The sequence below is a fragment of the Methanosphaera sp. DEW79 genome, assembly GCF_003266085.1.
Taxonomy (GTDB): domain Archaea; phylum Methanobacteriota; class Methanobacteria; order Methanobacteriales; family Methanobacteriaceae; genus Methanosphaera; species Methanosphaera stadtmanae.
Genome location: NZ_MUZW01000054.1, coordinates 1 through 15,192, shown reverse-complemented (window position 1 = coordinate 15,192; position 15,192 = coordinate 1). Strand labels below are relative to the sequence as shown.

The 15,192-nt window shown below is 27.8% G+C and carries 18 protein-coding genes; 12 read left to right on the top strand and 6 right to left on the bottom strand.

Going from position 1 to position 15,192, the window contains the following annotated elements; all coding sequences use genetic code 11:
* Nucleotides 1–516: hypothetical protein (locus BZ132_RS04955; RefSeq protein WP_286940605.1), on the bottom strand; the 516-nt coding region annotated here is incomplete at its 3' end.
* Nucleotides 517–1,282: 766 nt separating this feature from the next.
* Between BZ132_RS04955 and BZ132_RS04950 the strand changes: the two genes are divergently transcribed.
* Complete coding sequence (locus BZ132_RS04950) at nt 1,283–1,609, top strand: hypothetical protein (RefSeq protein WP_011406621.1); 327 nt, start codon at nt 1,283–1,285, stop codon at nt 1,607–1,609.
* Nucleotides 1,610–1,640: 31 nt separating this feature from the next.
* Here BZ132_RS04950 and BZ132_RS04945 read toward each other — a convergent pair whose 3' ends face one another.
* The 3 genes from BZ132_RS04945 to BZ132_RS04935 form a co-directional block, all read right to left on the bottom strand.
* A complete protein-coding gene (locus tag BZ132_RS04945) occupies nt 1,641–2,186 on the bottom strand; it encodes a PRC-barrel domain-containing protein (protein ID WP_011406620.1) in 546 nt (181 codons plus the stop codon).
* A gap of 134 nt (nt 2,187–2,320) precedes the next feature.
* A complete protein-coding gene (gene pyrE, locus BZ132_RS04940; RefSeq protein WP_011406619.1) occupies nt 2,321–2,857 on the bottom strand; it encodes an orotate phosphoribosyltransferase in 537 nt (178 codons plus the stop codon).
* 12 nt (nt 2,858–2,869) lie between these two features.
* Nucleotides 2,870–3,142 carry a PRC-barrel domain-containing protein gene (locus BZ132_RS04935; RefSeq protein ID WP_112149628.1) on the bottom strand — a complete coding sequence of 91 codons (273 nt, stop codon included), beginning with the start codon at nt 3,140–3,142 and terminating at the stop codon, nt 2,870–2,872.
* 197 nt (nt 3,143–3,339) lie between these two features.
* Here BZ132_RS04935 and BZ132_RS04930 point away from each other — a divergent pair, with 197 nt between their 5' ends.
* The 3 genes from BZ132_RS04930 to BZ132_RS04920 all read left to right on the top strand — a co-directional run bounded on the left by BZ132_RS04930 (nt 3,340) and on the right by BZ132_RS04920 (nt 6,062).
* Nucleotides 3,340–3,849 carry a type II toxin-antitoxin system VapC family toxin gene (locus tag BZ132_RS04930; protein WP_011406617.1) on the top strand — a complete coding sequence of 170 codons (510 nt, stop codon included), beginning with the start codon at nt 3,340–3,342 and terminating at the stop codon, nt 3,847–3,849.
* A 12-nt stretch (nt 3,850–3,861) separates the two neighbouring features.
* Nucleotides 3,862–4,992, top strand: a complete 1,131-nt coding sequence (locus BZ132_RS04925; RefSeq protein ID WP_112149626.1) for a DUF2117 family protein — start codon at nt 3,862–3,864, stop codon at nt 4,990–4,992.
* 86 nt (nt 4,993–5,078) lie between these two features.
* Nucleotides 5,079–6,062, top strand: coding sequence for a methanogenesis marker 2 protein (locus tag BZ132_RS04920; RefSeq protein WP_011406615.1), 984 nt, complete (start codon nt 5,079–5,081; stop codon nt 6,060–6,062).
* 184 nt (nt 6,063–6,246) lie between these two features.
* Here the strand turns inward: BZ132_RS04920 and BZ132_RS04915 are convergent, their stop codons facing one another.
* The gene (locus tag BZ132_RS04915; RefSeq protein WP_286940604.1) at nt 6,247–6,465 is read right to left on the bottom strand and encodes a hypothetical protein; all 219 of its coding nucleotides are present in this window, start codon (nt 6,463–6,465) and stop codon (nt 6,247–6,249) included.
* Between the two features lie 287 nt (nt 6,466–6,752).
* On the opposite strand from BZ132_RS04915, the gene BZ132_RS04910 reads away from it, so the two are divergent.
* The 8 genes from BZ132_RS04910 (at nt 6,753) to mtnA (ending at nt 13,641) form a co-directional block, all read left to right on the top strand.
* Nucleotides 6,753–8,285 (top strand): methanogenesis marker 3 protein, encoded by a 1,533-nt coding sequence (locus tag BZ132_RS04910; protein ID WP_011406613.1) that lies wholly within the window; start codon nt 6,753–6,755, stop codon nt 8,283–8,285.
* A complete protein-coding gene (locus tag BZ132_RS04905; protein WP_369815029.1) occupies nt 8,269–8,766 on the top strand; it encodes a methanogenesis marker 6 protein in 498 nt (165 codons plus the stop codon). Before BZ132_RS04910 ends, BZ132_RS04905 begins: the two co-directional genes overlap by 17 nt.
* Before the next feature lie 9 nt (nt 8,767–8,775).
* A complete protein-coding gene (locus BZ132_RS04900; RefSeq protein WP_048059743.1) occupies nt 8,776–9,387 on the top strand; it encodes a methanogenesis marker 5 protein in 612 nt (203 codons plus the stop codon).
* 29 nt (nt 9,388–9,416) lie between these two features.
* The gene (locus tag BZ132_RS04895; protein WP_011406610.1) at nt 9,417–9,875 is read left to right on the top strand and encodes a methanogenesis marker 5 protein; all 459 of its coding nucleotides are present in this window, start codon (nt 9,417–9,419) and stop codon (nt 9,873–9,875) included.
* Nucleotides 9,868–11,121 carry a methanogenesis marker 15 protein gene (locus BZ132_RS04890; protein WP_286940603.1) on the top strand — a complete coding sequence of 418 codons (1,254 nt, stop codon included), beginning with the start codon at nt 9,868–9,870 and terminating at the stop codon, nt 11,119–11,121. Before BZ132_RS04895 ends, BZ132_RS04890 begins: the two co-directional genes overlap by 8 nt.
* A gap of 18 nt (nt 11,122–11,139) precedes the next feature.
* Nucleotides 11,140–11,691: a methanogenesis marker 17 protein gene (locus BZ132_RS04885; RefSeq protein WP_011406608.1), complete on the top strand. Its 552-nt coding sequence runs from the start codon at nt 11,140–11,142 to the stop codon at nt 11,689–11,691.
* Nucleotides 11,692–11,744: 53 nt separating this feature from the next.
* Nucleotides 11,745–12,596 carry a radical SAM protein gene (locus BZ132_RS04880; protein ID WP_048059874.1) on the top strand — a complete coding sequence of 284 codons (852 nt, stop codon included), beginning with the start codon at nt 11,745–11,747 and terminating at the stop codon, nt 12,594–12,596.
* A 100-nt stretch (nt 12,597–12,696) separates the two neighbouring features.
* The gene (gene mtnA / locus BZ132_RS04875) at nt 12,697–13,641 is read left to right on the top strand and encodes an S-methyl-5-thioribose-1-phosphate isomerase (RefSeq protein WP_011406606.1); all 945 of its coding nucleotides are present in this window, start codon (nt 12,697–12,699) and stop codon (nt 13,639–13,641) included.
* A gap of 23 nt (nt 13,642–13,664) precedes the next feature.
* Here the strand turns inward: mtnA and BZ132_RS04870 are convergent, their stop codons facing one another.
* Nucleotides 13,665–14,687, bottom strand: coding sequence for a class I SAM-dependent methyltransferase family protein (locus BZ132_RS04870; RefSeq protein ID WP_011406605.1), 1,023 nt, complete (start codon nt 14,685–14,687; stop codon nt 13,665–13,667).
* Nucleotides 14,688–15,192: the final 505 nt, after the last annotated feature.

Sequence of the window (15,192 nt, the reverse complement as noted above, 5' to 3'; positions counted from 1 at the left end):
ATATGTTTCATCAGCCCAACTTGTTGGTATTGTGTATGGTAGTGTTGTAACTCCATTTTTTACTGTTGATTGGCCTATTGTTTTTCCATTTATTTTAAATGCTGTTTTACCAGAAACTACTTTTAAATCATTATTTGTAGTTACTGTTGCTTTTATAGTAATTTTAGCGCCTTTATTTCCTCTAATGGATGTGACTGACGTTTTTGTTGCAGTTTTAGCACTACTACTTTTCAAACTTTTATTTGTTTTTGTTATACTTGTATTTTCTACTTTATTGTTTGTTGTAACTTTATTTGCATTAGTTACAGTTTGTACTTTTGTGTTTTCTGTTTTAATTTGGGTGTTTTGTGTTGCTTGTGATGAGTTTTCTATTGATTTGTGTGTTGTTGCTTGTGTTTTTTGAACTTCAGGGGTAGTTGTGCTAGAAATACTACTTGTCTGTTTATTAGATGTTGTAGTGTTTGAAGTAGTATCTGCAGCTGCAACTGATCCTATTAGTAGTGTAATTATCACCACAAATAGAATTGCTACATGATAACCCTTAATTATAAAACCTCCTTATAATTATATAATTTGGATATAATTTATTTTTCAGTCAAAAAATGTTAATTATCTAGTAGATAATTAACTTACTATTATTTAACTAGTTCATAGCATATAAATCTTTTTTCTAAAATATTTCTTTTTTTGAGTTTTAAAGATGTAATTGGGCTATTTTTCTAAAAAAAAGTAGTATTTTAAGATAAAATAGAGTTAATTCTATTTATTTCAAAATATTATTTGTTTCAGTTGTATTTGTTCTTTTTAATTATCATAATATTTTTTGTGGTAGTATTAAACTATTTGTTGTTATTGTTAATAGTATATAATTGAAGATATTTTTTTATTTATTAAGTTACTATTTTTTCATATTCTATAGATATGGTGGATTAGTTACTTGTTTTTATTAAAAGAATATACTCATAATAGCTCTGTTTTTAGATGTATTGAGTGATAGTTAACTGTTATTTTTCGAATTTGATCTATTTAATGAATTTTAGATATTATTTTACAAAAAATAAAAGAATTCATTTAATAGATATAATTATATATTTCTTTTAATATATTATAATCAAATTTTATAATAGAATAATGGAATTTTATTCGTATATTGAATTATATATTCTATTTTCTCTATTTAAAGAATGAATATAATATAAATTATTAAATAGATAAAAAAAATAATGTTATTTCGTTAAAATAATATATTATATCTATGAAAGATATTAATGGAGATTAATGTATGGTGGATAAAATAACTTACAATGATTTAAAAGAATATGATTTTCTATTTACAATGACACCCTCCTTTTTAATGGGTACAGTAATAAAAAGAAATACTAATGTAGTTAAAAAATTTAACTCAACTGTTAAAAGTAATCTGGATAATTTAAATGAAAAGCAGAAAAAACAACTGAATATAATAATAAATACAGATATTGAGGAGTTACAAGAAGTTCTGGAAATAGCATATAAAAAAACACATAAGAAACAATATAAATTATTGTCTGATTATAAAGCTAGGGATTTTATTAAATTAAATTTAGATGAATTAAAAAAGTTAATATAAAAAAAATAATTAAGAATAAATATTTTTATTCTTATTCAATATCCACGGTTTTTTCTTCTGTTTTTTCAGATTCTTCATCTACTTTTTCTGAATTTGGAATTTTTTTATTAGTAATAACATAATCTCCAAATCTTTCAATATCCTCTTTAGATAATGTGTAGATATCCTTTGGTTTTCCAAATGATGAAGATTTTGCAAGAGTTACATTTTCAACTTCAAGATTATCAAAGTTAATATCAATATTAGCTATTTTACCAGCAACATTTCCATCAGCATCAATTACAGTTTTTCCAACACTTTCATTAATTTTTATGTTTGTTCCTGTAGATTCAGGTATTTTATCTAATTTATTTTGAGATAATTCTTCAACAGTTGTGTCAATTAATAAATAATCTCCTAATGCAAGTATATTTTTAGGATCTATTTCATAAAATTTTTTACTTATAGGATTTCCAGTTGAAGCAATTATTTTTGTTATTCCATATGTTTTTGTGTCAAAACTAATTTCTGCTATTTTTGCAACATCTTTTGCATTTTTATCTATTATTTTCATTCCAATAATTTCTTTTGAATTCATATTATCCCCTCGTATGATAATATATTTTTTTTATATAATATAATAGTTTAAATATTTTATTTATTAAATGTGGTGTTGGTATCTACAGAAATAACTTGTTTTTTATTTAGTATAGAGTTATTTTTTAGTTAGAATTATAAATATTTTTTAAATTCACTAATAGTTAAAAGTGGTGTGAATTCAATGTTATTTTCTTTAAATGTTTCTTGAGCACCTTCTTCTCTATCTACAATTACAAATGCTTTAACTATATTTCCACCATTATCTTCAATAACATTTATGGCTTTTAATAAAGAACCACCAGTTGTTGTAACATCTTCAACTATTACAACATCATCATTTTCAAGTAATTCACCTTCAATTTGTTTACTTGTACCATATGTTTTTTTAGCTTTTCTAATCATTAACATTGGTTTTTTTGATATTAATGATGTTGCTGTAGCAATAGGAACTGCTCCTAATGCAGGTCCTGCTATTTTATCAATATTATCATGTTCTATTTCATTGGTTATAAGATGAGCTACACAATCTAGTATTTCAGGTTCAGTTATTGCTTTTTTCATATCAACATAGTAGTCACTTTCACGTCCTGAAGATAATGTGAATTTTCCAAATTTAATTACATTATTTTCTTTTAATAAGTTTATTAATTTATTTTTATAGTCTGTCATTGTAATATGTCCTTATATTTCATTTTCTAATTCTTCAACAAGTTGTTCTGCTTCATTTATTGCTTTTTTAAGAATTACTTTATCACCAATACGGTTTATCATTTCAAAAGGAACTAAACTTTCAGCTTTAGAAATTCCAATACTTTCACCAATTCCACCTTTTGATATGATAATAGATTCAATTTTATTTGATGAGGTATCTATTTCCACATCTTTAACTTTTCCAATAACTAATGCTGTATGGTCTAAAACTTCTTTTCCAATTAAATCATTTAATAAACGCATTTAAATCCCTCGGATATTTATTTTTTATATTTTATAATTTATAGATAGCTAATATTATTTTTAATATTTATATTGAATTTATATTATTATATGGATTTATATTTTTTTTATTTTATGTTTTTTAATTTTAGAAAAATCTAAATTAAATATTATAAATAATTATTTATATTGAATAAATTAAGGGGAAAAGTTTTAATATGAAAATATATGTTTTAGATGCATCTGGATTAATTAATGGATTTTGTTCAAACGATTCATTAAATCTTATGACATCATCCACAGTTTCTGAAATTAAAGATATTAATACGGAAATTTTATTAAACAACTATATTTCTGAAGGAAAAATAAGAATTGAAACTGTAGTATACGATGATGATGAAGATATAAAAGAAGTGTTATTATCTAGTGGGGATTTAATGAGATTATCTGATACTGATAAGGATATAATTGCATTATCATTAAAATATAAGAAAATGGGTCATGATGTAATCACTGTAACTGATGATTATTCAATGCAAAATGCCTTAAAATTATTAAATCTTAAATTCATGTCTGTAAGAACTAAAGGAATTAAGAAAACAATAAAATGGAAACGAATATGTAAAGGTTGTAGAAAAGAATACTCTTCTGATAGTACTGAAGAGGTATGTGATATTTGTGGTTCACCTATTATTAGAAAAAGACTGAATGCTAGAAGTAACCATTAAAGGGTATATATTATGAGTTTAAAAATTGGTGTTATAGTACATGGACCTACTATAATAGATAAAGGTTATGCAAAGAAAATAATAAATTTACTATCAAATTATGGTGTTGTATCAGCTAGACTTGGTGGAACAATGGGGAGAACTGCTGTTATAGATGCAAGTTTAGAGAATGTTATTAATATAGAAGATAAATTATTACCAAGTCAGTCAATAGAATTATTATCTGAGGATAATGATATTCTATTTTTATTAAATTATGGAAAGTCCATGATAACAGGTCATACATTTGGTTATAAAGTATTAAATAATGTGGGGATGGATGTTGATTTAATACAGATTGAAAGACCAGATACAAGTGATGGTGCTATAATTTGTTGGAGTGATAATGTTGATAAGACGTTGTTAAATAATATTTCTAAGGATTTAAACATGCCTATTGTATCATCAAATGAAGTAACTAGTATTGTTGAAAATTTAACAGGATATAATAAGGAGGAAGGTCTAATTAAGCGAAAGATTGCAGGTGTTTCTCCTGGTGAAAATATCATGTTAAATGGAACAATAATTGGTAGAGTAACATCTAGTAATCTAGAAATAATTGCCCAAGATAATCAAATTATTAAGATGATTGGTGGTAAAATAAAAAAACATGGTCTTGAAAAATTAGGAAAAGTTGATTTAACAAAAGCTATTGTTAAAACAGGTCTTCTTAGAAAGACAAACAATATTAAACCAAGACTTATGAAACATATATCATCAGATAAATTAACAGTTGTTTATCTTGATCATGCAGCAGAAGATATATATCAATATAGAAATGCTGATTTAGTAGTATCAGTGGGGGATGATACAACACTACTTTCATCAGATATATTATATAGATTTAATGTTCCAATTATTGGAATTACTGATGGAGACTTGGATAAGGTTGTTCTTGAAGGATTTAAACATGATGATTCTATTATTATTCAAGTGGAAAGTGGATATGATGATATTATTGGGGAAATGATATTTAAAAAGGTCTTCTCTAATAAAATAAGTAGAAATGTGGATGATCTTGTGGAATTTAAGAAAGAAATTCTAGATACTATAGATAATTCTGGTATTTCATATAAATTTGTTGATAAACAATTATTAGATTAAAGATATAAAAGAAATAATTATGTAATAAAAATTGAGAATTAATCTTATATTAATGTTTTTATTTAAAAAAAATAGAGGGTAATAATTTGGATTTTAATGAAATAGTAGAATCAATACGAACATTCAAGGGAGTTACACGTAAAAGATCTATTGCAGATGTTCGTGAAAAACTAAAGGATGTATATAATGTTTCAGGTAATGTGTATCTAGCTTTTGGTGATGATGCAGCGGCAGTTGATATTGGTAATAATCAATTAATGTTACTTGCTACTGATGGAATATGGGGTGCATTAATGGATGTTAATCCATGGTGGGCAGGATATTGTTCAGTTCTTGTTAATGTTAATGATATTGCTGCAATGGGTGGACGTCCAATGGGTATGACAAATGTATTATCATCATCTAATCCTGAAATTACTGCTCAAATAATGGATGGAATTAAGGAAGGTGTGAAAAAATTTGGAGTACCAATGGTGGGTGGACATACTCATCCTGATACACCTTATGATGCTTTAGATGTTGCAATTAGTGGTATTGTAGATAAAGATGCTGTTATACCTAGTTGTGGGGCAGTAAATGATGATAATGTAATAGTTGCTATTGATTTGGATGGTGATGTTTATCCAGGTACAGAAATTAATTGGGATACAACTAGTGATAAAAGTCCAAGTTATGTTCAAAATCAAATTAATGTAATGGAAACTATTGGTAAGAAACATTTAGTTCATGCAGCAAAGGATATTAGTAATCCTGGTATTGTTGGAACATTAGGTATGCTTCTTGAAGCATCTGATATGGGGGCTCATATAGACTTAGAAAGTATTCCACGTGCAAATGATATTGATTGGATTAGTTGGTTTAAAATGTATCCAGGTAGTGCTTTTGTTTTAACTGCACCTGAAGAAACAACAGATGAAACTTTAAGTCTTCTAAATAAAGCACATATTGATGCAAATTGTGTAGGTAAGGTTACATCTAATCATAAACTTTCCATGTCATACAATAACGAAACAAAAACAGTGTTTGATTTTAGTAATGAAATTATCATGGGTTTTTCAGAAGATAAATAAACCTGATTTATCTTATTCTTTTTTTTGAGTTTTATACTATATTTTTTCTATTTAAAAAACTAAATAGGTAGATTTATCTATGAAATTGGTTTTTTAGAGTATAACATACTACTCTTTATTAATATTATCTTTTTTTATTAATTATCCTCTGTGTTATTATATACTGTCTTATCATTAGATATATTTAAAGTAGATGTAGTATTTTTTTTTTAGTCTCTAGATTATAATCTATATTAGATAGGGTATTGTTTAATTTAAAGAGAATCTCTGATAATATTTTATTTATTTCTGCAATTTCCAGTAGTGTATCATTTATGTTGTTTTGATTTTCAAGTATTGTATCTAATTTTACATTTGAATTTTGTGCTGTTACATCTGATATATTTGCAAATAATTTAATCATATCTTCAAGCCAAGGACTATAATCTGCTACATAATATGATCCCTAATTATAACTTCTAATTGTTTTTTATATTAATATGTCTTTAAAATAAATAATTTTTAGTATATATTTCAATAGAATTTATTTCTAAAAAATATACTTCATATATAAGTATATTATATTTTTTTTATAATACTATTAATAGTATAAAGCTTAAAGTTTAAATTATAGAAATACTTCATAAATTTCTAAATAAACTAAGAGTTATATCATGTTGATATTTCATTAACTCTTATTGAGGCGAAAAAATGCAAGTAAAAATCAATGATATTGAAATGGATATAACTGCTGGTTCAACTGTTGAAGATGCTATTAAACTTTCTAATGCACCATATATCAGTGGTACACCTATTGCCTTAATTGAAGGTAGGCAAGAACTTGAAAGTCAAGTAAATAAATATAAAATAGAAACTACTGGTGGTAGTGTAATTATTGAATTAGTTGATAATGCAGAATTATTAACAGATTTCTGGAAAAAAAATTATAAGAAATTTATTAATAAAGTAATTCGTTGGACTACATCACAAGAAGTGGCTATGGGTGCAGTAAAATCTGATTTAGAGCCAACAAATAATGAGTATTTATATAATAGATGGGATGTAATCATCAGTTTATCTGGATTTTCAAATGAAGCTACTCATATTATTTTCTCTAAATCTAAACATCAATCAATTTATAGTGTACCTAATCAGAATAAGGGAATTGTTGCTACAGTTGTTGGTGGTAAAAGAAATATTCTTAAACTTAAAAATACTGATGAAATTATAAATATTGAACCTATTATTGAACGTAAAAGTGTTATTAATAGTGCATCAGTTACAGATTTATCAACAACACTAAAGGAAGGTAATGAATTATTTACTTATGTTGAAATTGAGGCAAATCATGAAGCACCAATATCCTTTGAACATTTTCTTAAAATAATAGAAGATGGAACTTTCTATGTAGACTATGAATCTGAAAGTTTTATTGGTAATGATAAATTAAGGGGCTTAGAAAAGGATTCAGAAGTTATTGAAAAAAGAAAACGTGGTGCAGTTACCCTAAGAAATCAGGGTGCTGGTGTAGGAAGAGTATATATCTACAGAGAAGATCGTGTAGGAGTACCTTCACATAACATAATTGGTTATGTATCTAGAGGTATACAGTTATTAGATACTGTTAAAGAACATGAAAAAATAACTATTAAAACAGTACCTGAAAAGATATCTACTGTTGCATTAACACAAAAAGATGCTGATATTTATCTTGAAAACTTAGGTATTGAACATGAACGTGATGGATTAGTTGATGATGATGCTATAATTGTTGCACAAGACCCACTTTATACTGTGGATATTGATAAACAAAAGAAACTTAAGACATTGGGAGTACCTAAGGATGATTTTGTTGAAATAGAATTATATGCTGATGAAAATCCAAGTTCAGTATGGTATTTTAGAAAAATTTCTGGTTTATTAAATGGTGATGTTGGACATCTACGTGTTAATATGGCAATAAAGGAAATGAATATAATCATGTTTAAAGCAGTGAATAAAGAAGCTAAAGGTTTAATTCCAGAAAAATTACCAGATAATAAGGTTAATGCTTGGGAAATATGTGTAAGTAACACTGCATGTAAACATGTTGGTAATATTGGTATTCGTTTTGAAGACAATAGTGAATTTGGTCCTACTGGTGAATCATTCAGTGCTACTAATGTGATTGGAAAAGTTGTTGCTGGATTTGATAATCTAAAAGCATTTAAAGAAGGAGATACTGTTTATGTCAAAGAACGCTAAAGATATTGACACAGAATTTTGTCATATTCCAATGGGTGATGGAACATACAGAGATTCAAATCAGAAGGATAAAATAACTCGTATGATTGTTTTAGGTCCTGGATGTAGAGTAAGTTCAAAAGAATTAATGAATTTTTTACATTTACTTGAATTACCTATTAATATTCGTCTAACTTGTTATGGTGCAAACATTAATGGTGTTAGAGAAGATATTATGGAAGCAATTGAAAAGACTAGAAAATTAGATCCTAGTCATATTTTCATTAAATTTAGAGGTTTTCCTCCAGGTGATCCAAGGAGATGTAGAGCTAAAAGAGGGGGAGCTCGTGAAGGTTTTCATCAAATTGAAGCTGAATATAAATTACTAGAGGATGTAAGTTATGCTTTAGAACATCCAAAACATGTTGATTTAGAATTACCTAAAAAGATTTCAGTTGATGATTTTAAAAGTATTGTAGATGAAGTTGAATCTAAAAAATAGGTGTTATTCATGAAAATAGCAGTAATTCCTGATGGTGCTATGATGATTATTCATTTAGTAACTAAGAATGGTCATGAATATTTATCATCAACAAATCTTTCAGAGGAAAAATTACGAAAAAAGGATCCCTATGATGATTCTTTTTGTGATTATGATGCTCCACCATTTAGTATGAAGGATCATGAGAGATTAACTGGAAATAAGTATGCCTCATGTGAGACTCCATCAGGCCTACGTGGTCGTATGTCTATGTTTGATTTTATTATTAGGGATGCTGATGCTGCTATTATTATGGGTCCACGTCCTAAAGGTTACAAACATATGTATAATCATTTAAATGAATTGATATTATTTAGTTGTGTTGGATGTTATAATCATTATAAACTTTTAATACAGTTAATTAAACAAAAAGATATTCCAATACTTGAATTAGCATATCCTGATAATAGGGAGAAAATAATTTGTATGATAGATAGAATTAATGATTTTCTTCAAGGACTTCATACTGGCAAATATAAAAATGAAGTAATTAATGATGATAATTTAAATTGTGATATGAGGCCTTATAAAAAGAAGATATCATTAAATGATTTAGAAAAAATAATAAATGAATTTAATTAGAAAAAGGAGAATTAATTAGAGGTTATATTATGAAAGTTGCAATTTTTCCACCTAACTCTATGATTTTAGCAGATATGGTAGTTAGATGTGGTCATGAACCATTAGTTGTTCAAAAACAGATGAAACAGAAGGTAACAAGTCCAGATATTGATGCACCTCCATTTAACATGACTGAGGACGATCCAATAAGTGGTCTTAAATATGCTGCAATAGAAGTTCCCTCTGGTGTACGTGGTCGTATGTCTTTATTTGGTCCAATAATAGAAGAAGCAGAAGCTGCTATTATAATGAATGAAGCACCATATGGTTTTGGATGTGTAGGATGTGCTAGATCATCTGAATTAACAGTATTTTCATTAAGAAGAAAAGATATTCCAGTATTGGAGTTAGATTATCCTACATCTCGTGATGCAACTGTAGAAATGGTACATAAAATAAATACATTTCTTGATAACTTAAATAATATGGAAGATGATGATAATGATTAAAATAGCTCAACTATCTTGTGGAACAGAATATAGTGGTGTTCAAAAGGAAATTGAAAAAGCAGCAGGTATGTTTGGTGCACAAATGGTTATGCCTGATGTGAATTTAGATGACATTGATGAGGCTTATGAAAAATTTGGTTTAAGCTGTGCAAGTTCAAGTCTTAAATTAATGATTGCAAGGGCAATGTCCCTTGTAGAAGGTAAAAATGAAGCTGATGCAGTGTTTATATGTACTTGTTTTAGATGTGCAGAAGCAGCAATTGCAAGAAATGAAGTACGTAGATTAATACAAAATAATACTGATTTACCTGTAGTAACATATTCATTTACAGAAAAAACAAAAGCATCTGAATTATTTATTCGTATGGAGGCATTAACCACTGTAGTTTCAAGAAAAAGTATTCTTGCACGTGAAAAACAAGAAGGTCTTACTCTTGGTATAGATAGTGGTTCAACAACAACTAAAGTAGCATTAATGGAAAATGATGAAGTATTAGGTACTGGTTGGGTAAAAACTGGTGATATTATTGGTTGTACAAATGATGCTATTAATGAAGCATTTGCAGAAACTGATTATACACTTGATGATGTTGAAGCTATAGGGACCACTGGTTATGGGCGTATGACAATAGGTAAGCATATGGGTGCAAAACTTATTCAGGAAGAAATATCTGTAAATAGTAAAGGTGCTGTGTATTTGGCTGGTGCACAAAAAGGTGAAGCAACAGTTCTTGATATTGGTGGTATGGATAACAAGGTAATTACTGTAAATAATGGTATTCCTGATAACTTTACAATGGGTGGTATATGTGCTGGAGCATCTGGTCGTTTTTTAGATATGACTAGTGGGAGATTAGATGTTGATATTACAGAACTTGGTCCACTTGCTCAGAAAGGTAATTATAAAAATGCTGTGTTAAATAGTTACTGTATAGTATTTGGTATTCAGGATCTTGTTACATCCCTTGCAGGTGGGGCTTCAAAAGAAGATGCTGCTAGTGCAGCATGTTATTCTGTTGCAGAACAAGTATATGAACAACAATTACAGGAAATTGATGTTCGTGAACCTTTAATACAAGTGGGAGGTACTTCTCTTGTAGCAGGTTTAGTTGATGCTGTTCAAGATATTCTTGGTGGTATTGATATTATTGTACCAGAATATTCACAGTATATTGGAGCAGTGGGATCTGCAATGCTTGTTTCTGGACTTAAAGATACAGATATTGATGATAGTAAAAGATTCTAATTACAATGGAGGATTCCCATGTATGTAGAGTGTTATGATGAAGTGGGTGCTCAAGTATATGATACATTACTAAGACATGCACTTCAAGATCTTAAATTAGCAAGGGCTATAAGTGCAGTTAAGTTATTTATTGATCCTAGAGATGCCTTATTTATTGGGGTAGTAAAACTAGAAAAAGCATCACAGCCAATATATTTAACTGATATGGCATCATATGTTATAGAGGATAATGTTTTAAAAATTAAGATAGAAAATGAGAATTATCTTCCAGATCTTTTAAGGGTATTGTGGAGTAAAGAGGGTCGTGTTAATGTTTCACAACCTGATAGATATAAGATTGAAATTAAAAATCCAACAGTTGATGCTGAGAATTTAATGATTATTGATCCATCACATGAACTTAAAAGAAAGGTATATGATGCATTATTTAGGGTTATGCCTGAAGGTTTTCGTATGACACGTAATGCTAGTGAAGGAAATTTAATTTGTCTTATGAGTAGTGATGAAATTATTGATGAGAAATGGAATAAGAAATTTGAAGAAGTGATTGAAGAAGTTAAAAATATGTGATTATTTCATGATTTAAGGAGGTTTTTTCATTGAATAATAAAGACGATAAGAAGATGAGTCATTTTGCACATGTAACTCAGGCTCATCCATGTTTTAATGAAAAAATACATGATAAAGTTGGAAGAATTCATATTCCTATTGCACCAAAATGTAATATTCAATGTGGATTCTGTACAAGATCACTTAATGATGTAGAAAAAAGGCCGGGTGTAGCTTCATGTATCATGTCAATAGATGAGGCAATGAATCATATAAGAAAGACAGTTAAATCCATGCCTATTAATGTAATTGGTGTTGCAGGTCCTGGAGATTCATTATGTAATCCTAATACTTTAAAATTATTTAGAAAAGTTAAGGAAGAATTTCCTAATCTTATATTATGTATGAGTACTAATGGACTACTTGTACCTAAATATGCTGATGAAATAGCAGAAGTTGGTGTTAAAACTGTGACAATTACTGTTAATGCAGTGGATGTTAATATTGGTTCTAAAATATATGATAATATTGAGTATGGTGGAAGGATATATCATGGAGTTGAGGGTTTTAAAATTCTTTTAGATAATCAACTTAAGGGTATTGAAATGTTATCTAAACGTGGTGTTATTGTGAAGGTAAATTCTGTATTAATACCAGGAGTAAATGATAAACATATAAAAGAAATTGCATCTGTTGTTAAAAGTAAGGGTGCATCTATTATGAATGTCCTACCATTAATACCTATGAATAAATTTAAGGATTATGAACGTCCAGGTTGTGGCATGTTAAGTGAGGTAAGAGAGGAAGTTGAAGAATATCTTCCAGTATTTAGGGCATGTACTCAGTGTAGAGCTGATGCATTTGGAATACCTGGTAAAAAGAGTGATGATTTTTCATTGGATCTTGTACCTAACAGTCATTATTAAATAATGACTCTTTTTAACTCTTTTTAGGAAAAATAGAATTTATATACTTTTTATATTATATATTAACCATGAGAATATTGTTTTTTTAGAGGTAATTATTATGATTAGAACATTATATTGGGAAAATAACAGATTATTTTTATTAGATCAAACAAAACTTCCACATACAATAGAATATGTGGAATGTAGAACATATACTGATGTAATAGATGGAATTAAAACTATGAAGGTAAGAGGTGCTCCTGCAATAGGTGTATCTGCAGCTTATGGTATGGCTCTTGGAGAATTAGCTGGAGAGGACATGGATGTTATTGGTGATGAAATAAAATCTGCAAGACCTACTGCTGTAAATCTTTTTTGGGCCGTTGATAAAGTTCTTGATTTAGTATCCAGGGGTAAATCGGCAGTTGATGTTGCAATTGAAATGGAAAAGGACGATGTTGCTATTAATAAAAAGATTGGTGAATATGGAAATAGTATTATTGATGATAATGATACTATATTAACACATTGTAATGCAGGAGCATTAGCATGTGCAGGTTATGGTACAGCTCTTGGTGTTATTAGAGCAGCACATGAGGCTAATAAAAATATTGATGTAATATGTGATGAAACAAGACCAGTACTTCAGGGTGCAAGACTAAGTGTATTTGAGATGCAACAAGAAAATATACCTGTACGTTTAATTGTTGATGGTGCTGCAGGACATATGATGCAAAAAGGTGAAGTAGATAAGGTTATAATTGGTGCTGATAGGGTTGCAAAAGATGGTGTTGCTAATAAAATTGGTTCATTAATGGTTGCTCTTGCTGCTAAACGATATGATATTCCATTTTATGTTGCTGCACCAATGAGTACATTTGATTTTGAGAATAATATTTTTGATACTATAATAGAACAAAGATTGCCTGAGGAAGTGTTATGTATTAATGGTAAATATATTTCAAAAAAACAAACAAATGTGGAAAATCCGGCATTTGATATTGTTGAATCAGATTTAATAACTGGTATTATTACAGAGGAAGGTATTAAAAAACCATTATAATACCTTTTTCTACTCTCTTTTTTTTATTTAATTTTCATATCTAGGGCTATATGCCATACTCCTGGACTTTGAGATTTTACTTTTCTAATATTTAAAACATCAGTTTCACGTGGATAGGCTGCTTTTTCTACTCTTTTTATCACTGTTTCATAGTCTGATGAGAATTCATAGTAATTTAAGATACCATCCTTTTGTAGATGATTAATAGCAACTGTAAGAAATTCTTTAGCAGTACCAGGTAGGTTCATTATGATTCTATTAGCAAGTGGTAGTTTATCAATTACCTTTCTTATATCTCCTTCAATTGGTATAACAGTTCCAACTAATTTATTAAGTTTAATATTTTCTTGTACATACTTGTATGCTTCAGGATTAATATCTACACTGTATATCTTAGCATTTTTCCTATGTGCAATACTTATTGGAAATGAACCTATACCTGCAAAGAAATCTATTATAACTTCATTTTCTTTTACTTCTTTTACAACACGTAAACGTTCTGTTGCAAGTCGTGGACTAAAATATACTGTTGATGGATTTAATTTGAATCTAATACCAAATTCTTTATGTATTGTTTCTAAGTTATCAATTCCAGCAATATGTTCAAGTTCTCTTGTACGTCTTACTCCTTGAATTTTACTCTTCTTATAATACACACTTTTTCTTTTAGTAAAATCAAGTACTGCTTGACCAATGACTTTTTTTTCATTTTCAAGTTCTGGTGGAATTTCTAGTATTACAATATCACCGATAATATCAAAGGATTTTCTTATATCTTCAAGTTCATTTTGAGGTATTTTATTATCAAGGTATTCCATGAAGTTTTTAGCTCTATGTTTATAAGGTATAAAATTATAGTCATCAATTGTTATAGTGTAGTTATCAATTAAGGATTTAATTAATTTTTCATTGTAGTTTTCTATTAATGGAATATAGACGTATTTGTCATCACTTTTTATTTTATAGTCTCTGTGTATTTGATTTTCTTTAATTAGATTTTTTCGTATGTTATTTGCATTTTTTTTAGTAATTTTTATACCTTTCATATATTAACACTTCATATTTTATTAACTTTATTCTGAAGAAAAAGAATTTAATAAAATTCCTTCTAAAAAGAGTTTTTATTATTATTAAAGAATAATTTTTTATCTATTTTTTTATTTATTTATTTGTTGTTGTATGGTGTTTACATAATATTTTTTGCAATGTTTTCTATTTTTGTTGTGATGGTTGTTTTGTTGACAATAGTATGTGCTACATTAAATAGCGTAAACACTTGAACTTATAATAACTGGTTTTGTTATTTGTTATGATAGTTTGTTTTTTTCCAAATGTAGTAATATTATGATGATATGAGAGCTAAAGTAAAGTCAGCAATTGTGTTGATGATTTAGTTTGATGTATGTACCAAATTTACGCGATATAATTATTGTTATATTGGATGTGGTGAATATAAAGGAATAATATGATTCTTTTATTACTGCTAATTAATATAATCCTTTGATTAATGTTATTTAACATTTTACTTTCTATAGATTAATAGAAACAGTG